At 42.9% G+C, this 25,673-nt stretch carries 24 protein-coding genes; 8 read left to right on the forward strand and 16 right to left on the reverse strand.

Translation table 11 applies throughout. The features are described from left to right. Nucleotides 1-5 precede the first annotated feature (5 nt). On the reverse strand, nt 6-1,604 hold the full coding sequence (locus CTT31_RS13300) for a hybrid sensor histidine kinase/response regulator (protein ID WP_211858275.1): 1,599 nt from the start codon (nt 1,602-1,604) through the stop codon (nt 6-8). A gap of 129 nt (nt 1,605-1,733) precedes the next feature. Then, nucleotides 1,734-2,438: a tRNA1(Val) (adenine(37)-N6)-methyltransferase gene (locus CTT31_RS13305; protein WP_211858277.1), complete on the reverse strand. Its 705-nt coding sequence runs from the start codon at nt 2,436-2,438 to the stop codon at nt 1,734-1,736. Nucleotides 2,439-2,505: 67 nt separating this feature from the next. Here CTT31_RS13305 and srmB point away from each other — a divergent pair, with 67 nt between their 5' ends. Next, a complete protein-coding gene (srmB, locus tag CTT31_RS13310; protein ID WP_010606189.1) occupies nt 2,506-3,732 on the forward strand; it encodes an ATP-dependent RNA helicase SrmB in 1,227 nt (408 codons plus the stop codon). A 199-nt stretch (nt 3,733-3,931) separates the two neighbouring features. Here srmB and CTT31_RS13315 read toward each other — a convergent pair whose 3' ends face one another. The 7 genes from CTT31_RS13315 to CTT31_RS13345 form a co-directional block, all read right to left on the reverse strand. Next, on the reverse strand, nt 3,932-4,765 hold the full coding sequence (locus tag CTT31_RS13315; RefSeq protein ID WP_211858279.1) for an alpha/beta hydrolase family protein: 834 nt from the start codon (nt 4,763-4,765) through the stop codon (nt 3,932-3,934). A gap of 321 nt (nt 4,766-5,086) precedes the next feature. Then, nucleotides 5,087-5,998 carry a hypothetical protein gene (locus tag CTT31_RS13320; RefSeq protein WP_260491426.1) on the reverse strand — a complete coding sequence of 304 codons (912 nt, stop codon included), beginning with the start codon at nt 5,996-5,998 and terminating at the stop codon, nt 5,087-5,089. Between the two features lie 117 nt (nt 5,999-6,115). After that, nucleotides 6,116-6,403, reverse strand: coding sequence for a hypothetical protein (locus tag CTT31_RS13325; protein ID WP_211858280.1), 288 nt, complete (start codon nt 6,401-6,403; stop codon nt 6,116-6,118). Between the two features lie 848 nt (nt 6,404-7,251). Next, the gene (locus tag CTT31_RS13330) at nt 7,252-8,286 is read right to left on the reverse strand and encodes a S66 family peptidase (protein WP_260491427.1); all 1,035 of its coding nucleotides are present in this window, start codon (nt 8,284-8,286) and stop codon (nt 7,252-7,254) included. Nucleotides 8,287-8,357: 71 nt separating this feature from the next. Next, a complete protein-coding gene (locus CTT31_RS13335; protein ID WP_260491428.1) occupies nt 8,358-9,563 on the reverse strand; it encodes an NAD(P)/FAD-dependent oxidoreductase in 1,206 nt (401 codons plus the stop codon). Next, nucleotides 9,550-10,956 (reverse strand): FAD/NAD(P)-dependent oxidoreductase, encoded by a 1,407-nt coding sequence (locus tag CTT31_RS13340; protein ID WP_211858284.1) that lies wholly within the window; start codon nt 10,954-10,956, stop codon nt 9,550-9,552. The genes CTT31_RS13335 and CTT31_RS13340 overlap by 14 nt, the downstream gene beginning before the upstream one ends. 4 nt (nt 10,957-10,960) lie before the next feature. Continuing rightward, nucleotides 10,961-11,272, reverse strand: coding sequence for a 2Fe-2S iron-sulfur cluster-binding protein (locus CTT31_RS13345; protein ID WP_010371949.1), 312 nt, complete (start codon nt 11,270-11,272; stop codon nt 10,961-10,963). A gap of 392 nt (nt 11,273-11,664) precedes the next feature. On the opposite strand from CTT31_RS13345, the gene CTT31_RS13350 reads away from it, so the two are divergent. Both CTT31_RS13350 and CTT31_RS13355 read left to right on the forward strand, forming a co-directional pair. Continuing rightward, entirely contained in the window at nt 11,665-11,892 is a 228-nt protein-coding gene (locus tag CTT31_RS13350) for a helix-turn-helix domain-containing protein (RefSeq protein WP_211858286.1), read from the forward strand. Beyond that, nucleotides 11,876-12,493 (forward strand): GNAT family N-acetyltransferase, encoded by a 618-nt coding sequence (locus CTT31_RS13355; RefSeq protein ID WP_211858288.1) that lies wholly within the window; start codon nt 11,876-11,878, stop codon nt 12,491-12,493. The genes CTT31_RS13350 and CTT31_RS13355 overlap by 17 nt, the downstream gene beginning before the upstream one ends. A gap of 9 nt (nt 12,494-12,502) precedes the next feature. Here the strand turns inward: CTT31_RS13355 and CTT31_RS13360 are convergent, their stop codons facing one another. From CTT31_RS13360 to CTT31_RS13375, 4 genes are read right to left on the reverse strand one after another with little or no spacing between them, the layout of a single operon-like run. Continuing rightward, nucleotides 12,503-13,108 carry an SDR family NAD(P)-dependent oxidoreductase gene (locus CTT31_RS13360; RefSeq protein ID WP_211858290.1) on the reverse strand — a complete coding sequence of 202 codons (606 nt, stop codon included), beginning with the start codon at nt 13,106-13,108 and terminating at the stop codon, nt 12,503-12,505. After that, nucleotides 13,105-13,554, reverse strand: coding sequence for an FAD synthase family protein (locus CTT31_RS13365; RefSeq protein ID WP_010371961.1), 450 nt, complete (start codon nt 13,552-13,554; stop codon nt 13,105-13,107). The genes CTT31_RS13360 and CTT31_RS13365 overlap by 4 nt, the downstream gene beginning before the upstream one ends. A 6-nt stretch (nt 13,555-13,560) precedes the next feature. After that, entirely contained in the window at nt 13,561-14,307 is a 747-nt protein-coding gene (locus CTT31_RS13370; RefSeq protein ID WP_211858292.1) for an SDR family oxidoreductase, read from the reverse strand. A gap of 27 nt (nt 14,308-14,334) precedes the next feature. Next, nucleotides 14,335-14,823 carry a winged helix-turn-helix transcriptional regulator gene (locus CTT31_RS13375; protein ID WP_010371968.1) on the reverse strand — a complete coding sequence of 163 codons (489 nt, stop codon included), beginning with the start codon at nt 14,821-14,823 and terminating at the stop codon, nt 14,335-14,337. Nucleotides 14,824-15,229: 406 nt separating this feature from the next. Between CTT31_RS13375 and putA the strand changes: the two genes are divergently transcribed. Further along, nucleotides 15,230-19,033 carry a bifunctional proline dehydrogenase/L-glutamate gamma-semialdehyde dehydrogenase PutA gene (putA, locus tag CTT31_RS13380; protein ID WP_211858294.1) on the forward strand — a complete coding sequence of 1,268 codons (3,804 nt, stop codon included), beginning with the start codon at nt 15,230-15,232 and terminating at the stop codon, nt 19,031-19,033. Between the two features lie 71 nt (nt 19,034-19,104). On the opposite strand, the gene CTT31_RS13385 is transcribed toward putA, so the two are convergent. Then, nucleotides 19,105-19,359, reverse strand: coding sequence for a helix-turn-helix domain-containing protein (locus tag CTT31_RS13385; RefSeq protein WP_010371972.1), 255 nt, complete (start codon nt 19,357-19,359; stop codon nt 19,105-19,107). A 227-nt stretch (nt 19,360-19,586) separates the two neighbouring features. Between CTT31_RS13385 and CTT31_RS13390 the strand changes: the two genes are divergently transcribed. Genes CTT31_RS13390 through CTT31_RS13400 form a run of 3 tightly spaced genes read left to right on the forward strand, consistent with a single transcriptional unit; the run spans nt 19,587 to nt 21,398 of the window. After that, nucleotides 19,587-20,270 carry an XRE family transcriptional regulator gene (locus tag CTT31_RS13390; protein ID WP_010371973.1) on the forward strand — a complete coding sequence of 228 codons (684 nt, stop codon included), beginning with the start codon at nt 19,587-19,589 and terminating at the stop codon, nt 20,268-20,270. A gap of 5 nt (nt 20,271-20,275) precedes the next feature. Continuing rightward, nucleotides 20,276-20,911: a LysE family translocator gene (locus CTT31_RS13395; RefSeq protein WP_211858296.1), complete on the forward strand. Its 636-nt coding sequence runs from the start codon at nt 20,276-20,278 to the stop codon at nt 20,909-20,911. A 28-nt stretch (nt 20,912-20,939) separates the two neighbouring features. Then, nucleotides 20,940-21,398, forward strand: a complete 459-nt coding sequence (locus tag CTT31_RS13400; RefSeq protein ID WP_211858298.1) for a methylglyoxal synthase — start codon at nt 20,940-20,942, stop codon at nt 21,396-21,398. Nucleotides 21,399-21,453: 55 nt separating this feature from the next. Here CTT31_RS13400 and yegD read toward each other — a convergent pair whose 3' ends face one another. Further along, nucleotides 21,454-22,812: a molecular chaperone gene (gene yegD, locus CTT31_RS13405; RefSeq protein ID WP_211858300.1), complete on the reverse strand. Its 1,359-nt coding sequence runs from the start codon at nt 22,810-22,812 to the stop codon at nt 21,454-21,456. A 587-nt stretch (nt 22,813-23,399) separates the two neighbouring features. After that, nucleotides 23,400-24,341 carry a sensor domain-containing diguanylate cyclase gene (locus tag CTT31_RS13410; RefSeq protein WP_226899294.1) on the reverse strand — a complete coding sequence of 314 codons (942 nt, stop codon included), beginning with the start codon at nt 24,339-24,341 and terminating at the stop codon, nt 23,400-23,402. A gap of 287 nt (nt 24,342-24,628) precedes the next feature. On the opposite strand from CTT31_RS13410, the gene CTT31_RS13415 reads away from it, so the two are divergent. Continuing rightward, the gene (locus CTT31_RS13415; RefSeq protein WP_130125896.1) at nt 24,629-25,411 is read left to right on the forward strand and encodes a sporulation protein; all 783 of its coding nucleotides are present in this window, start codon (nt 24,629-24,631) and stop codon (nt 25,409-25,411) included. Nucleotides 25,412-25,673 lie beyond the last annotated feature (262 nt).

Below are 25,673 nucleotides of genomic sequence, written 5' to 3' on the forward strand. Positions count from 1 at the left end.
TGTTATTACTTATAAAACTGGCTCAATGCGGCCTCAATTTGAGATAGCTTGTACGGCTTATGGATCACATTATCAAAAACTTCATTTTGAGCTTGAGTTAAGAAAATATCAGCGGTTATCGCCAAGATCGGTAACCTTGAATTTTCTTGTTTGATTAAATGTGCGGCCTCTGTACCACTCATACCCGGAAGATTCACATCCATAAAAATGATGTCAAAGTGTTTTTCTTTTGCCACTTCAAAATAGGCTTCAGCAGATTCGAAAATATCAAAACTACAATTCAGTTTGTCGAGTATCGCAGTGATCAGTAGCTGATTAAGCGGATTGTCTTCTATTACACCAATTTGATGATAGAAAATGGCGATATGCTCTGTTTTTGGTGGCGAAGCGACTTTTACTCCACTTTCACTTCGGCACGGAATAATAAACACTACCTCAGTTCCTTCGCCCTCTTGACTGGAGACACTGATCCGCCCCCCCATAATATCAATAAGTGCTTTAGTTACACATAGGCTTAACCCAACCCCTAAGTTTCCTCTGCCCTCAAACATACTAAAACGGTCAAACAGATTACTTTGCTCAAGCGCTGAAAGGCCTTTACCACTATCTTTTACAATAAACTGTATTTCATTACCAATGACATATGCTCTGAGTACCACTTCTTGCCCAGCCTCGCTGCTCTGAATTGCAGTGTCGAGTAAAGTCTCTATAACGCGCGACACTTTATCCTTATCGAGCATCAAAGCCTCGCCTTTGTAGACGCCAGCAATAGAGTGCGTAATAGTAATATCGTGTTGTTTTGCCTCAGTGGCAAAGCGAGCAACTGACTGTTTGAGTAAATCGGGTAATGAACAAAGAATAGGTTCAAATTGAACTTTTTCACCTTCAATGAGCTCAAGCTCTAAAACGGAATCAATGACAGTAAGCAGTTTACTTCCCCCTGTTTCTATATTTTGCAAGTAGCTTGTCGTAGATTCAGAAAACCCTTCAGCTTCAGCTGAGTTGAGTACCACATCATTAAAACCAATGATGGCATTAAGTTGGGTGTGCAGTTCATGGCTGATATCAGATAAGAAATTGTCTTTGGAATCATTGAGCAGTTTAAGTACGTTTACTTCTCTGCGCAGTTCAAGTTGCCGAATTACCTGACGACCCAAGGTGGCGAGTGTTTTCCTTTGCAAATCGGTGAGTTTTTTGGGCTTATCACTGATAGCGCAAATAGTGCCTACCTTATAGCCGCCTGAGCTAATCAGCGGTGCACCGGAGTAATGGCGGATTTTCGGGCCACCAGTAACCAGTGGATTGTCAAAAAAGCGCTCATCTTCTAGGGCGTCTTGCACCTCAAATACATCTTCTTGCAAAATTGCATGAGAACAAAAGGAGATATCTCGATGGGTTTCATCCACCTCCAGCCCCACTTTAGACTTAAACCATTGGCGATTTGTGTCTATCAAGCTAATAAGCGCGATAGGCGTTTCACAGATCTCTGACACCAGCTGCGTAATTTCATCAAGATTTGCTTCTGCAGCAGTATCCAATACCTTATATTCGCGCAGCGCTTTGAGACGATTTTCTTCGTTATTTGGGATCTCGGCTTTTTTCATGAACACCTACACAAGCGAATTAAACCAGCTAAGTACACGTAAATCAGACTGCACTTTTGACACGATGATTCTGACTATTTCTCAGCTAAAGTGTAGAAGATAAATCACGATACGAGCAAAAAATATCCATCACATTTTTAGGTAAAACTCATGACATAAAGAAACAAAATCATTCGTATATTGGTTATCTAAATCGTATATCACCAACGATTGCTCATGACTTGGTTGTGCTATGCTTTGTTTGCCTATCAGTAGCAATCTGCGAGAGTAAGATTTACTCGGGGTAGTTTTAATCGCACAGCTTGAAACAAGAAACCAATTTCGCGCTTTGGCAAGCTGACAAAAGAGCAAACTCTCTTGATAGGGTAAAATTACCGCAAGTTGCCCAGCATCCGATGTGAACTTTTCGAAGGCATCAAGCAGCGCATCAAAACTTAGGCTGTCCGTGTGTCTAGCTCTATTTCTCGCTTGATTTTCTCCTTTCAAACTCGCGTTGAAGTAAGGTGGGTTTGATACCATGAGGTCAAAGCGCAGCTCGCTATCAAACTCTTGTATTGCACAGCGATGTAGCTCAATATCAGGCCACGGGCTGTGCTTGATATTAAACTCTGCATCCTTTAACGCATCGTCATCAAGCTCAACCGCATGGACTGTGCTCATTGGACTTCGCTGTTTACACATCAATGCGATAAGCCCAGTTCCCGTTCCGACATCAACAACTCGGTTGGCTTCAGCGAGTGGAACCCATGCGCCAAGCAAAATACCATCCGTCGAAACCTTCATTGCTGCATGATGCTGAGTCACCGAAAACTGTTTAAATGCAAACTGAGACATCCTATACCTTTGAGAAAATGCAATAGCAACGTATAATTCCGCTATTGTCCTTTATTTGTGATGCAATATGCAATTTACTGAATTTGATTTAGACAGCAAGCTGATTAGTGCGATTAAAAAAATGGGTTTCGATACTCCCACCAGCATTCAACAGATGGCTATTCCTGAAGCGCTAATTGGCCGAGATATTCTCGCCAGCGCACCAACCGGTACGGGTAAAACCGCTGCATTCTTGATCCCTGCGATTCAGTATTTGCTTGATTTTCCTCGCAAAGAGCCAGGCTTTGCCCGCGTACTTATCATGACGCCAACGCGTGAACTTGCCTATCAAATACACGAGCAATGTGAACTCCTTGCCGCAGGTGTTAACCTTAAAATAGGCGTGGTAACTGGCGGTATTAATTACGGTAGTCACAAAGAAATCTTCGAAAAGAACAATGATATCCTCATCGCAACCCCTGGTCGTTTGATGGAATATCTTGAAACTGAGAACTTCCACGCAGAAAACGTTGAGCTACTGATCTTAGATGAAGCCGACCGCATGCTAGACATGGGCTTTCGAAAAGAAATGCTACGTATTTGCTCTGAAGCGGTTAACCGTCGCCAATGCTTTTTGTTCTCAGCAACCCTTGAGGGCGAAAGTGTTGAGAAGTTTGCTGAACGTATATTACAAGACCCAGCACTACTTGAAGCCACTCCATCACGTAAAGAAAAAGGTAAAATCCATCAGTGGGTTCATCTTGCAGATAACTACGAGCACAAAGTCAATTTGCTCGCACAACTGCTTGATGACGAAGAAGTAACCAAAGCGGTTATCTTCGTAAAAACACGTGAACGCCTAGAAACACTCGTTGGTGAGCTATTTGCTAAAGGCATTAAAACCACTTGGCTACGTGGTGAAATGCCACAAGACAAACGCATGGCTGCGATGGCAAGTTTTCACAGTGGTAAGACGAATATCTTAGTGGCAACAGATGTTGCAGCCCGTGGTATCGACGTTGCGGATATCAGCCACGTATTTAACTTTGATATGCCACGCACCGCAGATATTTATGTACACCGCATTGGTCGTACAGGCCGCGCTGGTAAAAAAGGCACCGCGGTTTCCTTGGTTGAAGCCCACGATGTTGAGATTTTAGGTAAGGTTGAGCGTTACACCGACCAAAAACTTAAGCGCCGTGTAATTAAAGGCTTAGAACCTAAACATAAAGAAGCAAAAGCACCGAAGAAGAAAAAAGATCCGGTGAAAATCAAGGCGAAAAAGAAAGCCGCCAAGGTTAAAAAGAAAAAGTAACCCAAAAAACCAGCGTCAGTACGCTGGTTTTTTTATGTTAATTTGAGCAAGTGCTAATCTGGATAAATGCGATTGCTCGATTTTAAAACGCGTTGCCGCCGTTAATTATAATTGGTGCAGAACTTCGGAAGAGCTCTTTATTTCTAATTTAAACCTCACTCCCCAACCTAAAAATTAACTACGGATTTCCACGTTATTTCTATAACGTACGCAAAAAATGATTAATTATTGACTGTTTAATTTCAGGTGCCGTCTCTTGACTAAAGCCATGACCAGTCGGATATGCGTTGTGTATGATAGAGTGTTTGAACTTATGTTTTTTAAGGTATTCCTCTATCTCGTTCGACATTTGAAATGAGGGCCAAACTTGATCGTTTATTGCTGAAATCAATAATATTGGACCATTTATCTTTTCGAAAGAAAATAGTGATTTTGCTACATTTTCTTTATTTTCCAATGCAGCTTCAAATCGACTAAGTAAAGGAGCATTTTCATCGAGTTCCAACTTTAAAGCAGGAATATCTTTTCCGTTAAATGTCCACGCTGACTTTGCTGTGGTCATTCCATACCATGCTACTTTGCTTGGAGTTGTTGCCACAACAGATTTGATACGTGGCTCCTTCGATGCTAATAAAAGCGCTAATTCAGCTCCCCTCGAACCACCAACAAAGCCAATTTTTGAAGAATCTATTGAGGGAACAGTTTCAAGGTAATCAATTGCACTTAAAAAATATTCTAAGGGTATTTGATCAAGAGTCTGAGCAATCCCTTTTTCTTTAAAATAGGCCAACCCTAGTACAGCGATCCCATGCGGTGCAATCATTTTACCATTAGCATCACCTGTACTGATCCCTCCTTCAGAACCACCTATTGCAATAACCACAGGAACTTTTTTTTCAGATTTAGGTAAATACAAGTTTGCAACTAAGTTTTTATATTCGACTTTATTGATCTCATACTCATGATTTTCAGCTTTCAGTGAAAAAGAAGCTAATGTAAAAATTAGAAATAAAAAAGGTATAGATTTATGCACGATATCTCCTAGTAGTGCTAAACATAATGACTCCCCACGAGGCTGCCTCCATCATCGTGGGTTAATTTAAAAAGCCAGAGCCATAATTAGTCTGTTCAATACTAAAAACTGGACGCTAGCTGAATAACCATAGCATAACTTTTATTGGATTAGATACTCATAAATAATTTACACAAGCTGCTGTTTTAAAAGGTGAAAGAATGTTAGCTTAGACAGCCAACCTAAAAAGTAACTATGGGTGTCCTCGTTATACTTCACTTCCTCTGCTTTGAGGTGGGTGTCATCAATGATTCATAAGCGTTGCCAACACAAATTAGTTGCTTAAAGCAGATAAAAAGAATCGTTATGCTTACTTGACCGGATAAGGTTCATATGTGTTATGTTTTTATGATACCCACGAGAATACAAAAGATGCGGATAAAGATACAACAAAAGCAACAATCCCCCCCACTTTATACGGCTCCTTTTTTGCAGAGAAGCATCATAAATTGAAATCATATCTCCCCAATAAAAAACGGATAAATTAGTGAGCTTAAGGAGCTTACTTAAGGGTTTAAATTCAAGTAATAAAATGAAAACCAATATTCCAGTAAACATAATTGGCAAAATAAACAAATCGCTAGAATTATTATTTTTTTCTGCGATTTCCTTAACTAGATAATTTATTTTATCTTCAGTTCCTTTAAGAAATAACGCTTCAATATCGATATTTTCTTTTTGTTTCCGTAGAGCAAACCAAAAAAGGGATGCAATCATCAAAATAATTCCAAATGAAGCATCTAATATACGACTGGGAATAAATGAGCGTGATTTATTTTTAAGAATTCGCTGGATTTGTGTATCTAACTCATCCACTAATAAAAAGCACCAATCTCTAGAGTTGTGAGAAGTTACAATACGGATATATGAGCTACCTTCAAGGTCAAATTCAACTATAGCTTTTGTGTTTTCTCTTTTAGTAGTTTTATCATTGCCCCCTGTTGTTTTAGAGGCAATCTCCATTGAAAGGGACTTTATCGACTTTCCTTCAGTATTTTCGTCTATTAATATTGTTTCGATATCCGCAGTTTCATAAAACGAATCATCTTTCCTAATTATTTGGACTAGTATTTCTGATGGCTCTTCTAATTTTTTAGAGTATGCCTCCATAACTGAGTGAATTTTTCTAAGATGTGCCTCACTTAAGCAAAAGTTCCTTTCATATAGCTTGTGATTTCCTGCTCTTATTTCCATTAGTACAACCTTATTTGATTAAAAACATAACGCCGTTGTAACCGGCTAAAAATTGCTGGCTAAAAAGTGAAGCGAAGCGTAACAGCCAACAGTTTTTTGTCCGCGTTGACGACTTTGTTATGCTTCTTTTAACCGCCACTTTGCGGCCGTTAACTCGTCAGACGTAAACAACACTTTAAATTCTGGCAAACACATTAGGCTCTCAATTGTAAGATCTAACCTGTTAAGTCTTTTTAATTCTCTAACACCTGTTTGAATTTCACCAGATAAAACTAAAGTCTTCGCTACCTCTACTGGATGCCTTTCTTGAATCATAGATTCAAACCTAATTGGTGAATAACCTATTTCATAAGACTCTCGAATAGAGTATTGAATTCTTGCTTTAAATTTATCGCGAATATCCATGATTTCTCCTTGGAGCATAACACTTTAGTATTTATGCCACACGCAGTTTGTGTTGCACAATCGCTTGTTGGACTGAGCCGCTACCTGCTCGATGTGTCAGAGTTGGTGTTATTTATGCTATGGCTTACTTAGAAAAAATAGGCTTTTTGGAGGCTTTCACTTTCCTAGCTAGTGTAATCAGTTTAGCTAGTGTTATGTAAGCTTTCCCTGCATTGCTCAGCGCTTATTATGTATTCATTACACCTAAACTTGGCTTAATAAGCAATTATATTTTTTACGCATACAGAGGCCGCTAGCCTGAGCAATTAGGCAGGTTAACTACTTGATTTTACAAAGCAGCCATAATCAAACATCCCCTCCTTGGCTGATATCAAAGCGCATCCATGCGCTTCTCGTTCATTCTTTTGAAACAACGCGATCGAGCGAACCAAGAAAACGTCGCCCCAGCATCACACTTAATCCTCAAACCCTAAGCCGATATAGTGCAACCGTCTTGTAAGGCACATCCCTATGCCAGACAAGACTTGGCCGACATCCTGTCGGCACATTGCATATCGGCTTATGCTTTTCGGGTGTGATGGAGGGGGAATAAGTTGCTTGTGAGATCTTCTACGATTTTTACGATAAAGCTGTTTGCAAGGGTTGCAAAAACTATCAGCATAGCCTCCTAATTAGCAGTGCAGATAGTTTTGTGGGAGGTGGTTTACCCGCCGAGCTGTTATGTTTTTCGGGTGTGCTAAAGGGGGATTAGTATTCACTGCGAGTTCTAGTTTTTCTCTCAAAAGCAGCAAATTTGCCTGCAAGCACCAAAAAAGCTCTCAGCACGGTTTTCCTCCCTCATCACACCACTACAACAAATCAAATACCGGCTCTTTCGCATCTAGACTGAAGTTATCCAAATCCAAGCGATGCTGTATTCCTAACGGCAAAATCCACTGCGGATCGGTATGGCCAAAGTCAAGCCGAGTTATTACGGGTAAACTGTCACAGCCAAACTCATCACGTACAACCGATAAAATCACCTCATCAAGCGCAGCCATCTCGCGCTCGCTGTAATCCCGAGCACGGCCAATCATTAAGCCGGATATTTTTTCAAACACTCCCATCACCCCATAGTTACGTAACCAAAAGCGAATATAGTCTTGACTGGGTTTATCCTCAGAGGTTTCTAAAAATAGCAATTTGTCTTGCCAAAATGACGGCGATGGCCAGTATTCAGTGCCTTTTAGCATCTCCATCACTTCAAAACAGCCGCCAAATAGCCGCCCTTCCACTTGCCCTGTACCTTGCAGTACTTTTGGACCATTTGTCGCAATAGCGGGATGCAGCTTACCGACGTTTTCTGGTATTGCCCACTCAGGATACCCATGAGAATAAGCGTTGAATATTGGATAATGGACTTCACCTAGCAGCGCCTGCGCTAAATAGGCTTGATACTCAGCACTAGCATTGTGGTACTGGGAGAAACCAGCCATGATCGATGGGCCGTTAAAGGTGACTAATCCCCACTGGTTCAGCAGTGTGGTGAGCGTGGAAAAGTCAGAATAGCCCATCATAAACTTAGGGTTATTCAAGATAACGGATTTATCTAAATAAGGTAGGATCCGCGCGGAATCTGAACCACCAATAGAAGAAATTATCCCGGCTATATTCGGATCGGCAAAGGCATCATTAATATCTTTTGCACGTAATTGTGGCTGTGAAAAGAGCACATCCGCAGCCGTTCGAGCCGACGACATTTCAACGATATTAAAACCAAGCGAACGCAGGTTTGCTAACCCTTGCTCAAAAATATGGGGAAATGTACCTGGGCCACCCCAGCTAGGTGATACAATCGCAAGGGTATCACCTCGGTTTAGTTTTTTAGGCTTGCGTAATTGCACCGTCTATCTTGCCTTAATGGAATATTCATCAGCAACTAGATATATCCCATTAAGACAACAGAATCAAATGCTTATTCGAACCTTTCAACGCAAAACGGAGCCAAATCAACAGAGGTAGGTTTGCCTGTCATGAGTTCAGTAATAAGCGTGCCGGTAATGGCCGACATTAAAATCCCCGTCCTAAAGTGCCCACACGCATTAATGTAACCTTCCACTCCATCAACGGGGCCCAAAATTGGCAGCTCATCCGGTGTACCGGGTCTAAGCCCTGCCCAACAACGTTTAATACTCGACTCTTTAAGAATGGGTAGACACTTCATAGCACCTTGTGACAACTCAGTGATTTTATCTAGACTATTGGTGGTGTCGAAACCTTTTTCCTCCGTTGAAGAGCCAATTAAAATCTCGCCGTTGTCCTTTTGTGCAATGTAGCAATCACTGGTACTGATACAACCATTTAATACTTTAGGCATGCGCTCAGACAGCACTATTTGACCCTTAACCGGGTAAACTGGCATGTGTTTACCTGTCGCCTGATGGTAAATGTCATCCGCCCAGGCACCAGCGGCATTAATTAAGGTCTCACAATGCAGGCTTTGATCTTGCGTCCTCACGCCTATCACCTTATTGCCTTCACGCAGCACCTCTAACACTTCAGTATTCAGAAATAACTCAACACCATTTTGGCGCGCACCTTCAGTATACGCATCAACTAATCGGTATGGGTTTACCTGATGGTCACAAATAAAATCTATTGCACCAATCGCATCTGGAGTGATGTAAGGTTCCTCTGCACGTAATTGCTGTTGGTCTAACCATCGGATCTGCGAAGACAAATTAGGGATCCCAGACACTATGCTATCTGCATATATTTCATCATCGCGATTGTACATAATGAATTTAAGACCGGTACGTTCAAACTTAAAGTCGACATCATGTCTGGCCAGCATTTCTTCATGCAGTGCTGGATATAACTCGTTTGACTTGAGCGCAAGTTCAAAAAAGCATTCTGGTAATTGATGCGGCCGCAATGTTTCTGCAGCTTCGGTATCGCCTTCGCTTTGGAGCTTAGACAAGGTTTTGAAGAAGATCACACCACAGCCAAGACCAACCGACTCACCAATTGCCCATAATCCACCCGCAGAGGCACGAGACGCGTTACCCGGCTTTTTTAAATCCACTAACGCGATTTTTAGGTTGGTATCGCGGCTTAAAAAATAGGCACAGGCAGCACCAATTACACCGCCACCTGCGATAATGACATCATACTGCTTCATGGTTTTTCTCCAGTAGAGTAAATGGAATTGGGTCAAGTGGGAATCTTGGCCTTATCACGCCCAATGTATCTAAGTGCCCTGCCGCGTGCAGTCGGTCTAGTGCATAGCTAGAGCACATTTTCCCTTGGCAGTCTCCCATGCCAATACGGGTTCTCATTTTCACGCTAGATAAATCTTTTGCACCTTGTTGCAATGCTAAATCGAGTTGCTGGCGCTTTACTTGTTCGCAGCGACACACCACAGTATCTGGCTGGGTTAACGCTAGCAGCCCCTCTCGTCGCGCCGAGAAGCGGTCAAATCCTGCTCTAAACTTCTGTGCTTGCTTACGCTTAGTCTTGAGCTTGCGCATTCGCGTGTGGAAGGCCGTTTCGCTTAAACAGGCTTGCTCATAGGCAAGCATGGTTGCGGCCATTTTTCCTTCAATGATAGCCGCTTCTGCGCCTAGCAAACCATTGGTATCACCACAGACAAAAATTGAATTTAAGCTACTGCGTAAATTGTCATCTAATAAAGGCACATAACCATTCGTGGTGGTGTACTGATGAGAAACCCCAAGTAGCATGGCAAGCTGGGTGCGGGCAACAAAACCATAGCCAACTCCCAAACTATCCACGGCTAAATGCTGTGCTTTTGACAAGTCCGCATGCCAATGCTCATCGTAAGGCGCTACGGTAACACTGGAGAGTTTTTCTTGGCCTTCTGCTTTCACAATGCCATAGCCATACTTGAATGGAATATTATGCTTTTTGAGATACGCCAACATACTCAATCCCGAAAGCGTAAGCTTAGGTTTATTAAGCAGCGCCACAGTCTCTTTCGCCAGTTCACTAAAGCGACTCGCTTCATATACGCCAACCACTTGTGCACCGGATTTATGTAACTGGCAAGCAACCAATGGTAATAATGGTCCTGTTCCGACTAAAGCCACTTTTTTCCCTGGTCGAACTAACCCACTTTTAAGCTGAAGTTGCATCCCGCCCATTAACATCACACCAGGTAACTGCCATCCTTCAAATGGCACACTGCGCTCGTGACAACCAGTTGCCAGAACCAACTTGGTGTAATCTATTTGCGTTAACTGATTTTGTGTTTGCACCAGCAAACCGCTTTCGCCTTCAGGCCCAAGCACTTTGGTTTGTAGTTGTAGTGTTATATCTTGTTTATGATGTTCGTAGCGTACCTTTAGTGCAGCCATCGAACGTTTAAGATTTTCATCTAAATGAGGAAGCTTACTTGCTTGTCGAAGTGGCCCGCGATAGATCACCCCACCAATTTTTGGTGCTTCATCAACTAAGGTGCTAGTAATGCCATATTTAGCCAGCTCAGCTGCACAGCTAACGCCTGCAGGTCCTGCACCAACAATAACGATTTTTTCTTTTTGACAACTAGACATCACACTATACTCCAACCTGCTTGAAACGATTTTGTTTAGTTTCAACCTGCATATTGGGTTGTACTAAGGTTTGGCAAGCCTTTTGTTTATGTTGTTTGTTTATTGTTACCTGGCAACAATGACAAACGCCCATACCACAATAAGCACCGGATACGGCTTCTCGATCGCTTTCCATGATTTGCTTGTAGTTCGCCGCAAGCAATACAGACAACACGGTTTCACCATCGCATGCGTTAACCGCAATGTCGTCAATTTGAATTTGGAACTGTAACCCCTCAGGGTCTGTAATATCTTGGGTTCTGGATAATTCAGACATGAAAAAATGCTCCTTCAATAAAGTCGCACAAAGCCTACTATCCAAATATTAAAAATAAACATTTTATTTACTTTATTCACTTTAATTTGATCCAAATTAACTTTTAAGCACTCTCGCGCTAATTCTGTTCAATTCGGTGCAAATGCTGCACTCACCTCACTAAAGCAGTGCAATGTGAACATATTTACAGACCAACAAAAACCACATCTTATTGATATTAAATAATTTTAATTTATGGCACAGTTTTTCCTTATCAACTAACACGACAAAGAAAGGAGCGTAATTATGTACACTTTATATCAAACGATGTACTTACTTTGGCATTTGGATGTGAGTATCTGGCCTGTGCACGATACAGCAACAAACCCAGTAGATGTTAAGGAGAAAGCACAATGACACTTGGCAAACTAGACACTGCGGTCCACGCAGTAATGAACGATATGCTCACCCCATCACAAGCAGCAAAAGCCTATCATGTGCCGCAGCGAGCACTTTACGAAGCACTGCGACGCTCCAAAGAGAAACAGCAAACTCGATGGCAAAAATTAATGCATGAAAAGGCAAGGCTTGAACAAAGTCTGGCACGGATAAATAAGGAACTGCATGAACAATTTGTCTAATAGCGCTATGCAGCTTCGCATTATTCAGGCGCCTAGCTTGAAATACAATCGCTTAGATTGTCAGCTTTGGGTAAAACAGCTCAGCGCACTGACGCAAGCCTGTATTAATCTTGGCGCCTCTATCGGCTTTTTGCCCTCATCCTCTAGCAGAGCAATACAAAACTACTGGTGGCAGGTATTCGATGCTGTGATCAAGTCGCAAAAGACGCTTATTATCGCTGAACTTAATGGCGTAATGGCAGGTTGTGTGCAACTCTCACCAGCAACAAAAGATAATGCTCAGCACCGGGCAGAAGTGGAAAAACTATTGGTGCATCCAAACAGCCGACGAAAAGGCGTGGCAACAAAGCTGATGCAAGCCATAGAGCAAGAATCTACACGGCAGCAGATATCGTTACTCGTCCTTGATACACAATCGGATTCGGACGCAGAAATCCTATATCAGAGTTTGGGCTTTAAAGTTGCTGGGCAAATCCCTCATTTTGTCAGTGATGCGCGCGGTGACTTCCATGCCACCACATACTATTACAAACTGCTTGCACCGACCTTGCGCAATCGTATTGAGAACCTAGCTCAAGCGCATTATGCCAATGAATATTAGCAAACCAGTTTAATCAAGCGACTCGCTACGACTTTCATTCAGGCGATAAAAAAGCAGCTTACCGATGTGCTGTGGTGTAGTTACAGCCTCTAAGATTGGCGCAGCGCCTTGTGGTATGCTCATCACATTGGGATTATTGATAGTAAGACCATCGCGCAGCTTAGTATCTATTGCCCCAGGACACAGTACCGTTATTTTGTAGCCATCTTTGTGAAGACCTTTAGATAAGGTCACCACGCCCGCTTTCGCCGCACAATAAGACGTCCAATCTTTGTAACTGTTAAATGCCGCCGTCGACGCCACATTGATCAAATGCACCGCTTTGTTTGCTTTAATTGCAGCACGAGAAATTAAATAAGTGCCGATTAGGTTTACTTCGATGTCACGGATCCAAAGATTTGGGTCTGAGTCTGCCACTAAACTTGAGTAAAGCGTTCCTGCCGCATTGATTACACAGTCATAAGATTTGTCGTCAAAAAAACGCTCAACTCCAGCTGGTTTAGAGACATCAAGCTGCGCGCGTGATGGTGCTTCTACTTCGTGTCCTAAGCGCTTCAATTCATCGCTTAAATAAGCGGCAAGACCCCCCTGTCCGCCCGTTATTAACACTTTCATTTCTGTGGCTCTGGGATTGGATGATTGTCGCTTTGCTCTATTAGCTTTTTATACTGATCGTAGATTTTTTGCTTTAAGTTACTAGAGCTAACGCCAGCACCATAAGGAAAGTAAAATACCTGAACTCCAAGCTCTTTCAGATAATCATATTTTCCCTTCCAATCATCGCCAATCACGAACACATCAATATTTAGATTTTTCACCGTTTCACGATGATCTAAAGTACGTTGTGGAATAGCAAGATCTGGATCTCTTAACCCTTCGATAATCGCTAAACGCTCTTCAAATGGCACTGCCGGTGGCTTTTTATAAGAACAAACAAGTTCATCGGTACTTACACCAACGATCAACGTGTCCCCTAAACCTCGGCCATAACTAATCATTTTTAAATGATTACTGTGAAATAGATCAAATGTTCCTGAGACATAAACAATTTTATTTTTCATAAATTGCTATTTCCCTCCAGCTAAATCAATAAAAGTTCCTGTAACAAAGCTTGCTTCGTTACTTAAAAGCCAAGCGATGGCATTGGCAACCTCAATCGCGGTTCCACCTCGCTTCAGCGGTAAAAAATCGGCTAGGCGATCAACTCGGTTTGGTTCGCCACCGTCGCCGTGGATATCGGTATAAATGCAGCCCGGTCTCACGCAGTTCACGCGGATCTGCTCAGCGGCTAATTCCAGAGATAAGCCTCTAGTGAAGCTGTCTATTGCACCTTTTGCAGCCGCATAGTCAACATACTCATTAGCCCCACCTAAATAAGAAGCTGCCGACGATACGTTTACCATGGCGCACTGTGCTGGATTGGCACTTAAACGCATGTGTTTAATTGCTTCGCGAGCACAAATGAAATACGGCGTAACATTATTAGTAAGCATATTGTTGATACGCGCTGCGGTCATGTGTTCAACTCGAGTCTGCGTGTTCAGCACCCCCGCGTTATTAACCAGATGCGTAACTATGCCAATATCGGTCTTTATCTTGTCAAACATTGCCTCTACAGATTTTTCATCTGTGACATCTGCTTGTAACAAATGCGCTTTACCATTATTACTTAGGATGGTATCAGCAACCGTTTCTGCGGCTTGCACATTCTGCTTGTAATTTATAACAACTGTAAACCCTTGTTGTCCCAGCAGTTGAGCCGTTGCCGCACCAATCCCACGGCTCGCACCGGTGATAAGTACCACTTTTTGCATCTATTATTCCTTAAATTGGGCCAACAGTTACTGATAGTTCAGTACTTCTACACCCATGTCTTCTTTGACGTGTTCTATCACCATATAGGTATGGTTTGTACCAACTCCAGGTATTTCAACAATTTGACCTAATACCTCACGATATTGACGCATATCCTGGACTCGGATCTTAACTAAATAATCAAAGCCGCCAGCTACCATATCACAAGAAACGACGTTGGGGATTTTTACAATATGCTGTTTAAACACCTCAAATACCGCTTCGGTCGAGCTTTTTAAGGTGATTTCCACATGCGCAACCAAATGCTGGCCAAGTTTTGCGGCATTTAATCTTGCCGTATATCCTTCGATATACCCCTCCGACTCGAGTTTTTTTACTCGATCGAGACAAGGACTCGGACTCAAGTTTACCTCTTTCGCCAAGTTTACATTAGAGATCCGACCATTGCGCTGGAGCGCGTCTAAGATTGCTAAATCGATGCGATCTAATACCCGAGTTTTAATGGAAGTCGTCATATCAGCATAAAATTTTGTGAGGGTTTGAGATTACCCGCAAATTTACCGTATTCCTTAAAAATAAAACAGCATATTCTGCTGTCTTTTCGATAGAATGCCCGCGAAATTAACGATAAAGGGCAAAGCGGCTTATTTCAGTCTTTAACGCGGCTTTGTTCGAACATTTAGATAATGCATTCTGGCTAAAATTTGAACCCCCAAATGGGTGTGTTATGGTTAGCAATGTGACTGCATCATTTTGTCGTAATTGAGGCTTCCTATACAAATTAAACTACACTTTCAACCTTTGGTTGCTTAGTTTGGCATCAGTTCAGATGTAGTTTTGTAATCTGCACATTAAGGTGTGTGATTCCATAGGCAGGCGCGAATTACATGTATTTTTGACTCCAATTTTTGAGGGTTGCTTATGCTTTATAACGGCGATTTGACAACTAACTGTCCTATCCGACAAAAGATCCGTGATTTTTACCGCATCGATGAGAACGCAGTAATTGATCATATTTTACCTTTAGCTGAGGTAGGCGTTACAGCTCGAAGCCGAGCATGGGAACGTGCACGTCAAATGGTATTAAACATTCGTAGAGATCAAGATGGTCAAAACGGTGTAGACGCGCTTTTAAATGAATTCTCTCTTTCTACCGAAGAAGGCGTGGTACTGATGTGTTTGGCCGAAGCTTTACTTCGTGTACCAGACAAAGCAACACAAGAAAGCCTGATCCGCGATAAGCTCGCAAAAGGCGACTGGAGTTCACACTTAGGCAGCAGCGACTCGTTATTTGTTAACGCTTCAAGCTGGGGTCTACTCGTTACCGGTAAAATGGTTAACTATTCAGACAAGAATAAAGAAGAACAATTTGGCGTACTAAAGCGTACAATTGGTCGTCTTGGTGAGCCAGTTATCCGTAAATCCGTTAACTATGCAATGAAGATCATGGGTAAGCAGTTTGTAATGGGTGAAACCATTCAAGATGCTATCGATCGCGCCGCTGATAAAGAACAAAAAGGTTATGTATATTCGTACGACATGCTAGGTGAAGGCGCGCGTACGATGAAAGATGCAGATCGTTACTTCCAAAGCTATATGACTGCTATCCACGCGATTGGTAAAGCTGCGAAAGGCCGTGGCCCAATTAAGAGCCCAGGTATTTCAGTGAAGCTTTCTGCTATCCACCCGCGCTACGAATTCACACATCGTGACCGCGTGATGGACGAGCTTGTACCTAAGCTAAAAGAACTTGCGATTGCTGCGAAAGAATACGATATCGGTTTCACGGTTGATGCGGAAGAAGCGGATCGTTTAGATATCTCACTAGATGTCATCGAAGCGGTATTCTCAGACGACGCACTTGGCGACTGGAATGGTTTTGGTCTTGCAGTACAAGCATATCAAAAACGTGCCATTTTCGTTGTGGAATGGGTAGCTGAACTTGCTCGCCGCGTAGGCCGTAAACTGATGGTGCGTCTAGTTAAAGGTGCTTACTGGGATACAGAAATCAAAACCACTCAACAAGATGGTCTTGAGCACTTCCCTGTGTTCACTCGTAAAGCAACGACTGACGTTTCTTATAAAGCGTGTGCTATTAAGCTCCTTGAAGCACGCGATGTACTATTCCCGCAATTTGCGACGCATAATGCTTACACCGCAGCAACCATTCTAGAAGTGGCCAAAGGCGATAACAAAGGGTTCGAGTTCCAACGCCTACACGGTATGGGTGAGTCACTTTACGACCAAATCGTTGAAAACGAAGGAATTCAGTGTCGTGTGTATGCTCCAGTTGGTCAGCACGAAGACCTACTTGCTTATCTGGTACGCCGTCTACTTGAAAATGGTGCAAACTCATCATTCGTAAACGCAATTGTTGATACCACTAAGCCTGTTGAGTCACTACTTCCAGATCCTGTAGAAACACTGCAAGGCCTACGTAACCGTTACAATACGCAGATTAAACTACCTATCGAGCTTTATGGCGATGAGCGTCCAAACTCAAAAGGTAAAGACCTTACGGACATCAACGATTTAACACCGTTTAAAGAAAGCCTAGACAACTGGTTTAACGAACACCTAATCGATGAAAGCCAAGTACCAGAAGGTCACCTTGCTGTTCGTAACCCTGCGAACCACAAACAAGTGATTGGATCTGTGCCTTTACACGATGAAGCACACATGCAAAGCGTGCTTGCCAATGCTGATGCGGCTTTTGAAAGTTGGTCTCAAACCTCAGTTGAAGAGCGTGCAAACTTACTACGCCGCACTGCTGACATCCTTGAGCGTCACCATGATGAACTTGTTGCTATCTGTATTAAAGAAGCAGGTAAAGTAACCCAAGACAGCATCGATGAAGTACGTGAAGCCGTTGACTTCTGTCGCTACTATGCAGCGCGTGCAGAAGAGCTTTCTAAAGATGAGCGTTTTGAAGCTCGTGGCGTGATTTTATGTATCAGCCCGTGGAACTTCCCGCTTGCGATCTTCTTAGGTCAGGTAGCTGCTGCTATCGTGACGGGTAATACCGTTATTGCAAAGCCTGCTGAACAAACCAGCATGATTGCCCTGCGTTGTATCGAATTAATGCATACTGTTGGTTTACCAGAGCACGTAGTACAACCGGTTATCGCACGCGGTAGCGAAGTGGGTAAACACATCGTGCCTGACGAGCGTATCCAAGCGGTTATGTTCACAGGTTCAACAGAGACAGGTACGCTTATCTCGCAAATTCTTGCTGAGCGTAACGATATTCAAGTTCCTCTGATCGCAGAAACTGGTGGTCAAAACTGTATGATCGTTGACTCAACAGCATTACCAGAGCAAGTGGTTGACGATGTTATTTCATCAGGTTTCCAAAGTGCCGGTCAACGCTGTTCAGCACTTCGTGTGTTGTTCTTACAAGAAGATGTTGCTGACGGTATCATTGAAATGATCCAAGGTGCGCTTAAAGAGCTACATATCGGCGACCCATCGCTACTATCTACAGACGTAGGCCCGGTAATCGACGAAAAAGCGCTGACCACTTTGACTAAGCATGTTGATTACATGAAGTCGAACGGTAAGCTCCTATTCGAAGCAAAGATCCCTGATAACAGCGAGAACGGCGCTTACTTCTTCGCGCCTCGTCTATATGAGATTTCTGATCTATCCGTGCTTAAGCGTGAAGTATTCGGTCCGGTAGTCCACGTTGTACGCTTCAAAGCAGATCAACTTGATAATGTGATCGATCAAATCAATGGTACAGGCTACGGTCTAACAATGGGCGTTCATTCACGCATTGAAGAGCGCTGCGAATACCTAGCTAAGATGTCTCGCGCGGGTAACGTATACGTGAACCGTAACATGATTGGTGCAATCGTTGGTGTGCAACCATTTGGTGGGCGTGGTCTTTCTGGTACAGGTCCTAAAGCAGGTGGTCCAAACTACTTAGTTCGCCTTGTGAAAGAAAAAGCGTCACCAGACAACGTACAAATGACAGATCTGACGCCTGATGAGCTAGAGATCCACCACTTCCCTGGTGCCGTTGAGCAAGTTGAAAAACTGATGCAAAACTCTAAGCGTGATGAGAAGATCTGGCGTCGTACTGCGCTTAATGACCGTGTTTCGGCAGTGCGTCAGCTACTTGCAAAAGTGGCAACAGTAGACATCATTGATGAGCTGGCGGATGATTTGTCATTAACGCTTTCTGATGCACGTGCTCAGCTAAACCGCTTAGAAAAGCGTATGCGTACTTACACAACGCTACCGGGACCTACTGGTGAATCGAACACGCTGCACTTAGAAGCTCGTGGTTGTGTAGTGGTATATGCCGATAAGAGTACGTCGTTCAACTTCTGGGCGATTTCAATTATCACAGCACTTGCTGCCGGTAACACAGTGATCACAGTAGCCTCTGACTTGTTCTATGAAGAAGCATTGGCATTTAGAGATAAGTTCATCTCAACTGGCGTTGCTGAAGGCGTATTCCAAGTAGCGAAGCAAAACCAGCTACAAGCGATTTTGGCACACCCTCACCTTGCAGGTGCTGTTGTGGCTGCGCGCTCTTCACGCCTTGGTTACTTCTCACAGCAACTTGCAGAGCGCAAAGGTGCTATCCTGCCGGTGATCAGTGCAGAGTACTACGATACGCTTATCAATCGTCTAGTGACTGAGAAAACCATCAGTATCGATACCACAGCTTCTGGTGGTAACACTTCACTGATGACGCTTGTTGAAGACGAAGAGTAAAAGAATATAAGTCGCTATGTTAGCCATAGCGATTTTATCGACCAAAGCCAGCGCAAGCTGGCTTTAATTTTTTACGCAGCGCTTGATGTCCTTAATCCCACAATAACATTAACAATGTCCATTAAATAAACATCTTCAACCAAAGCAATTACATCATTCCATTTAGGGTTGTATTCGTTATTCTCCCAGCGCCTTAATGTTCGCTCCTCTATACCATAGCTTGCGGCTGATTCAGCTTGAGTAAAACCGCGACTTTTACGTGCAAATCTAAGTATGGCAGCACCAAGCGGCGCGCGTTCAGAAATTAAAGGTTGGCTCATTAACATCACACTCATTCCTTAAAAAATTGCGCAAATATATGACATTTAGAAAAATCACTTATTTACGCACCCACTGACTAAATGCATTCAATGCGTAATTTAATGAAGATAATAGACCCGTTTTTTACGCATTTCAACGAAAAAATGGATCTTTTTTGCGTCAAAAATGATTTTACTTCGCAAAAAATAGCCCATATAATGACGCACACGTATCATTACTTAAGAGGCAACGCATGGAACAAAGTCTCATGAGCCTAGCGGAGCGCGTAGAATATGCGATCAAGCCAGACAGTATTAGAGCTTTTGCGTTAAAAATTGATGTATCTGAAGGGACGCTGCGCAGAATATTAAAAGGGGAAGACCCAAAACTCAGTGTCATTGAACGCATTGCTAAACAAGCCAACGTAGATTTGATGTGGCTCGTTACCGGGATCCCACTTGATTGCAAAACCGAATCACCAATCATCCAGCAAAGTATTACCTTGGAAGACTTCAATGAGGACTTTGTTGTTGTGCCTGGCTACCATGTCTCTGTCAGTACGGGTTATGGTGCATTTAACCAAAGTGCCGAGGTTGCACGTTATCTTGCATTTAGAAAAAAGTGGATTGAATTTAAAAATCTAGATAAGTCACAACTGGTCGTGGTGTTTGCCAAAGGCGACTCAATGGAACCCACTATTCACAATAACAATACAATTTTAGTGGATTTATCGGATAAAAAATTAAGCGAAGGCTTGATCTATGTTGTCCGCCTTGGTGAAGAGCTTTATGCCAAGCGCTTACAACAAAACTTTGATGGCTCAGTACGCTTGATTAGCGATAATAAAGAATACCGTGAACAAGTGGTGATGCCGAATGAATTGGAGCAGCTGGAAATTCTCGGTAAAGTGGTATGGATTGGTAAAGATCTAATTTAATAACGATGCTAAATCTTGAATACTTATTCTCATTTTTAATCGCCAGCACGTTAATTGCCGTGGCACCGGGCCCATCCAATGCGTTTTTAATGGCGCAGACCTTTACTAATGGCCGCGTAGCTGGCATGCAAAGCGCATTAGGCTTTGCGCTAGGAGGAGTGACCCACACACTCTTTGCCGTTGTTGGCTTATCGGCACTCCTAAAAGCCTCAGAGACCGCCTATACCACAGTGCAATACCTCGGCGCAGCTTACTTAGCTTATCTAGGTGTAATGACTATCAAAGAGACGCTTGAGAAGGGGCAGATAGCTTGCGAGGAAAAACCGCACGTGAGCACTAAAAAGCCTAAAAACGTGATGTTCCAAGCAATGATGACGGAAGTCTTAAATCCCAAAGTCGCCCTGTTTTTTATTGCATTTATTCCTCAGTTTGTCGATAGTAGCTTGGCGACTTCGACAGCGATGCAACTGGCCATGTTTGGCTTACTGTATCCTATTTTAGCTTTTCCCATCGACTGCATGTATATCTACGGTGGTGATAAAATCGCTGGCTATTTTAGGCAGCATCCCGCAGCGCCGGTGTGGATTGATCGTATTTCAGGCTTAATTTTTATCGCATTGGCAGTCAACTTATTACTCTAAACAGTTACGCAAAATAGGAGCAGTACACATGCAAAAACGCTCACAGCCACTGCCAGCTAAAAAGCACATTGCTTTGGTTGCACACGATGGCATGAAACCAGTCCTACTTGAGTGGTGTCAGACCCACTTAGATAGCCTAAAACAGCACAAGCTTTACGCTACAGGCACAACGGGTAACCTAATAGAAAAGAATACGGGTTTAGAAGTAACAAAGCTATTTAGTGGCCCAATGGGTGGCGACCAGCAAATTGGTGCCAAGATTGCGGAGCAGGATGTTCATGTCTTGATTTTCTTTTGGGATCCGCTTGCGTCACAGCCTCACGATCCGGATGTAAAAGCACTGTTGAGACTCGCTGCTGTCTGGAATATTCCCGTTGCCTGTAATGAAGCAACGGCAGATTTACTGATGGCGTGCGATAAAATGAGCCAGCCAATCGCAAGACATTTACCTGATTATGAGCAGTACCTTGCTAGTCGCTTAGATTGATAAAATAGATGAGTATGGAAGCGGTTTGTGACCGCTTCTCTGATTTTGACTTCGATTACTTAAATATTTTATCAGCCCACTTAGTCAAGCCTGCAGTAACACTACCAAAGTTATCCCCGTTCACCATTTCAATATCACCAATTTGCTGTGCAAGCGTTGCCTTGAGTAACGGTGATTGCGCGCTACCGCCAGTCAGATAAATTACATCGGGCTTTGACCCCGCTTGATGAATGGCTTCTTTTGCAAGCATGCCCATCTGCTCTAAGTTCGACATGATGGACTCGGCAAAATCTTGCTGCGTAAACTCAGAGGTTAACTGTGGCTCAATAAAACCAAGATTGGCATTAAACTTTGCTTGCTCAGAGAGTGCTATCTTACCAAGCTCACCTTCACGAACCACTTGATGGGTAAGTTTGTTCTGTTGAATATGAAGTAAACGCGCCAGCTTTTGCGGCTCGGCGACATCTCGCAACATGCTTTGTAATTCTCGCGCTAATTTATCACTGTAGAAGTCTAGTTGAGACTGAATATCATTGATTTTACATGCCTGCCAATACAGTTGACTAGGCATCGGCAAACCTGAACTCATGTTAGAACCTAGACCACACAACGGCATTAATTGGTGATAAGCAAGTGCAATATCTAAATCGTTACCACCGATACGTTTACCCGTATGCGCTAAAAAGTCTTGCTGGCGCCGTGTGTTATTGCGATAGCTCGGCCCCATTCTGACAAACGAACAATCGCTAGTACCACCGCCAATATCAACCACCAGCACAAGTTTATCTTGCTGAAGACAGCTTTCGTACTCAATCCCCGCTGCGAGCGGTTCGAAGAGAAAATCCACTTCCTTAAACCCTGCTCTTTTTGCAGCGGTAGTAAGAATATTAACCGCTTGTTGATTACTTTCCTCTCCGCCAACGGACTGAAAATTAACAGGTCGACCAATCACCGTGTCGGTAATGGACTGTTGCAGCTGCGACTCGGCACGGCGCTTAATCTCCACCATCATCGCCGCAGCAATATCTTCAAAGAAGGCGATTTGTTGAGGTTTAAGCCCAACCGCCCCAAAGAAGGACTTGGGTGATTTAACAAAAAAACCTTCTTCGGGAAATTCAACATACTCAGAAATTGCCGCTTGACCAAAAAAAACGCCTGTTTCATGTGTTTCTAAATCGAGATCGCGCTTAGCTTGCTGCGCCACCGTTAGCAGCCCTTGGCGAGACTGTGTGTAGACAGGATCTGGTTCATTGAGATGACGATTAACAAATGCAGGAATTAACGCATTGTGCATCGCATACATAGTTGAAGGCAGGTAATATTTATCTTGCTCGAGACGCAGTAAGTCCACTTCACCATTTTGCATGACACCCATCGCACAATTAGAACTTCCGTAATCAAACCCGACTTTCATTCTCTACCTCAAACTGCTGAAAAGTCGCGAAGTGTATCATGGTTGTCGTTATTGTCAGATGAATTTATCTCGGTTCCCACATCCTTTATAGGCTTGTCGTGGAATGAAACCATTTTGCATAACACACTCGGCATAGCACAATGAGAGCTTCCGTAATCAAACCCGACTTTCATTCTCTACCTCAAACTGCTGAAAAGTCGCGAAGTGTATTATGGTTGTCGTTATTGTCAGATGAATTTATCTCGGTTCCCACATCCTTTATAGGCTTGTCGTGGAATGAAACCATTTTGCATAACACACTAGACATAGCACAATGAGAACTTAGGTAATAAAACCCGACTTTCATTATCCACCTCAAACTGCTGAAAAGTCGCGAAGTGTATTATGGTTGTTGTTATTGCCAGATAAATTTATCTCGGTTCCCACATCCTTTATAGGCTTGTCGTGGAATGAAACCATTTTGCATAACACACTAGACATAGCACAATGAGAACTTAGGTAATAAAACCCGACTTTCATTATCCACCTCAAACTGCTGAAAAGTCGCGAAGTGTATTATGGTTGTTGTTATTGCCAGATAAATTTATCTAGGTTCCCACATCCTTAATTGGTTTGTTGTAGAAAGCATAGCGCACACTGTCAGATTGCTTGGCTTGATACATAGCGGAATCAGCCTGTTGGATCCCAGTCTCGATATCGAGGTTATTAAATAGACTGACGCCGATACTAATCCGACAACTTAGCTTATTGCCTTCAAAGAGATATGGTTTATCTACCTTGTTGATTATTTGCTGGCAGATCCCAACCACATGAGATTCGGCTTGAGGCTGTTGTGGAGATAAATGAGTGATTAAAATCACAAACTCATCACCTCCCCAACGGATCACCACATCATCTTGGCGTACGCTAGCACACAAACGCTGGGCAACCGCCTTAAGTAGCTGGTCCCCCACATGGTGGCCATGCAAGTCATTTACTTTTTTAAAATCGTCAAGGTCCAAAAACAAGATTGCGCTGTAACTACCAAGCTGTTGACCTACACGGAGTTGCTCCGTCAATCCATGCTGGAGAACATGACGATTCGGTAATTCGGTTAACTGGTCATGATACGCCAACTTTTCGGCTTCTAGATACTCCAACTTACGATCATTGATATCCCGAGATAACACGATAAAACGTGTTTCAGCATGATGATCGCTTGCAGTCATAACCTTACGGGCAATAGAGACCTCAAACCAACGCTCACCAACCGGTGTAGACAAGTGAATATGGCTACCATGTGAATAGCCGTTAACTTTTGCTTCCTGTAATGCCTGCATCACTATTTTAGCGGCTTGCTCTGGCATCACTTCAGTCACCGTATGGCCAATCAATTGTTCTGCAGGCGCGACTAACAACTCAGGGCGAAGTATTCTGGCGTCCCAGTGCCGCCCCTCTTCATCCAGTTCAAACATCAAATCCGGCATCGCACTTAATGTCGACGCCAATTCCTCATAGCTCGGTTGCGCCAAAGCTTGAGTGCGGGCCATACGTCGGTCCTTAACCATGAGGCGTTGCAACATCCTGTTCCATAATTCTATAAACTTGAACTTTGCAATTTGAAACATGCCAACGAACACTGCTCATCTACGGCTATCGTTATAAAAATAATATACCAATTTTATGAATAATGACTAATTACCGACTGCATCATAAAAAATATTTTCAAGCCATTGGCTTCGAAGGAGAAAAGCAATTGACGAATTGATAATAATTCCTATAATCGACACGGCAGCGCTTTCCATGATGGAAGGTCACAAGATATATAAGGATGACTATGTCTTTTTTCAAAAAAGCCCTTGGCGCAGTCGGTATCGGTGCAGCAAAAGTAGATACCATCTTAGAAACCCATCACGCCTCCCCTGGCGAAGAAATTTCTGGAACGGTTAAAATCATCGGTGGCAAAGTTGCTCAAGAGATCAACAAAATAGATCTTAACGTAATGTGCAACTACACAGTTGAAAGAGAAGACAGTGAAGGTGAAACAACGACCATCACTAAAAACCACACCCTTGCTAAATTTCAAATCAACGAACGATTTACTATCGAACCCGGTGATGAAAAGCACATTCCATTCGCGCTTGACCTCGCTGAAGAAACCCCGCTTACTGTAGGACAATCCAAAACTTGGATTGCTACCAACCTTGATATTGATATGGCGCTCGACAAGTCAGATAGAGACTATTTACATATCGTACCTACCGAGCTACAACAAGCCGCCATCGATGCGATGGAAGCGCTTGGCTTTAAACTTTATGAATCAGACTGTGAAGGTATTGATGAAGTATCATTCTCACGCCTGCCATTCGTACAAGAGCTAGAGTTTAAAACGATCACAGGTGACTTCCATGGTCGCTTTGATGAGGTAGAAGTGGTTTTCTTTAATCGTGGTGAGCAACTCGAAATCATCTTTGAGATTGATCGCAAAGCGCGAGGCTTTAAAGGCTTCTTTGCGGAGGCGCTAGACCTTGATGAATCAAAAGCCAGATTGTTGATAGATGAAGCAGATTTAGAAGACCTAGAAGATGCTATCTATGACATTCTAGAGGCGAATTGCTAAGGTATATTAACCTTATAGTATTGATAGATTTATATTGATGCTTTGGTGATCGTTGCATTCATACGAATGCAACTTCTATATGAACAAACTCTATTATTATCCCAGTCCACCTAACGCTATGGTTTATGTTAATACAAATGTTAAGGTGTATAGGTAATAACTTTCTAGACTGATTTATTGTTACAATTTAAGCCCCTTTAACATGCCAATCACGGCACGTTTGAGTTGACTTAAACTCAATAAAACAGCACATTAAAACGAA

Origin of the sequence: Pseudoalteromonas maricaloris (genome assembly GCF_024746855.1) — a bacterium.
Lineage (GTDB): Bacteria > Pseudomonadota > Gammaproteobacteria > Enterobacterales > Alteromonadaceae > Pseudoalteromonas > Pseudoalteromonas maricaloris.

Coding starts and splice junctions, on each gene's coding strand:
- CTT31_RS13325 (WP_211858280.1), bottom strand. CDS start 6,403: ATGGATATTCGCGATAAATTTAAAGCAAGAATTCAATACTCTATTCGA.
- CTT31_RS13365 (WP_010371961.1), bottom strand. CDS start 13,554: ATGAAAAATAAAATTGTTTATGTCTCAGGAACATTTGATCTATTTCAC.
- CTT31_RS13415 (WP_130125896.1), top strand. CDS start 24,629: ATGTCTTTTTTCAAAAAAGCCCTTGGCGCAGTCGGTATCGGTGCAGCA.
- CTT31_RS13400 (WP_211858298.1), top strand. CDS start 20,940: ATGCAAAAACGCTCACAGCCACTGCCAGCTAAAAAGCACATTGCTTTG.
- CTT31_RS13395 (WP_211858296.1), top strand. CDS start 20,276: ATGCTAAATCTTGAATACTTATTCTCATTTTTAATCGCCAGCACGTTA.
- CTT31_RS13385 (WP_010371972.1), bottom strand. CDS start 19,359: ATGTTAATGAGCCAACCTTTAATTTCTGAACGCGCGCCGCTTGGTGCT.
- CTT31_RS13390 (WP_010371973.1), top strand. CDS start 19,587: ATGGAACAAAGTCTCATGAGCCTAGCGGAGCGCGTAGAATATGCGATC.
- CTT31_RS13410 (WP_226899294.1), bottom strand. CDS start 24,341: ATGGCCCGCACTCAAGCTTTGGCGCAACCGAGCTATGAGGAATTGGCG.
- CTT31_RS13355 (WP_211858288.1), top strand. CDS start 11,876: ATGAACAATTTGTCTAATAGCGCTATGCAGCTTCGCATTATTCAGGCG.
- CTT31_RS13360 (WP_211858290.1), bottom strand. CDS start 13,108: ATGAAAGTGTTAATAACGGGCGGACAGGGGGGTCTTGCCGCTTATTTA.
- CTT31_RS13370 (WP_211858292.1), bottom strand. CDS start 14,307: ATGCAAAAAGTGGTACTTATCACCGGTGCGAGCCGTGGGATTGGTGCG.
- CTT31_RS13320 (WP_260491426.1), bottom strand. CDS start 5,998: ATGGAAATAAGAGCAGGAAATCACAAGCTATATGAAAGGAACTTTTGC.
- CTT31_RS13335 (WP_260491428.1), bottom strand. CDS start 9,563: ATGAAGCAGTATGATGTCATTATCGCAGGTGGCGGTGTAATTGGTGCT.
- CTT31_RS13345 (WP_010371949.1), bottom strand. CDS start 11,272: ATGTCTGAATTATCCAGAACCCAAGATATTACAGACCCTGAGGGGTTA.
- CTT31_RS13300 (WP_211858275.1), bottom strand. CDS start 1,604: ATGAAAAAAGCCGAGATCCCAAATAACGAAGAAAATCGTCTCAAAGCG.
- srmB (WP_010606189.1), top strand. CDS start 2,506: ATGCAATTTACTGAATTTGATTTAGACAGCAAGCTGATTAGTGCGATT.
- putA (WP_211858294.1), top strand. CDS start 15,230: ATGCTTTATAACGGCGATTTGACAACTAACTGTCCTATCCGACAAAAG.
- yegD (WP_211858300.1), bottom strand. CDS start 22,812: ATGAAAGTCGGGTTTGATTACGGAAGTTCTAATTGTGCGATGGGTGTC.
- CTT31_RS13305 (WP_211858277.1), bottom strand. CDS start 2,438: ATGTCTCAGTTTGCATTTAAACAGTTTTCGGTGACTCAGCATCATGCA.
- CTT31_RS13350 (WP_211858286.1), top strand. CDS start 11,665: ATGACACTTGGCAAACTAGACACTGCGGTCCACGCAGTAATGAACGAT.
- CTT31_RS13375 (WP_010371968.1), bottom strand. CDS start 14,823: ATGACGACTTCCATTAAAACTCGGGTATTAGATCGCATCGATTTAGCA.
- CTT31_RS13340 (WP_211858284.1), bottom strand. CDS start 10,956: ATGTCTAGTTGTCAAAAAGAAAAAATCGTTATTGTTGGTGCAGGACCT.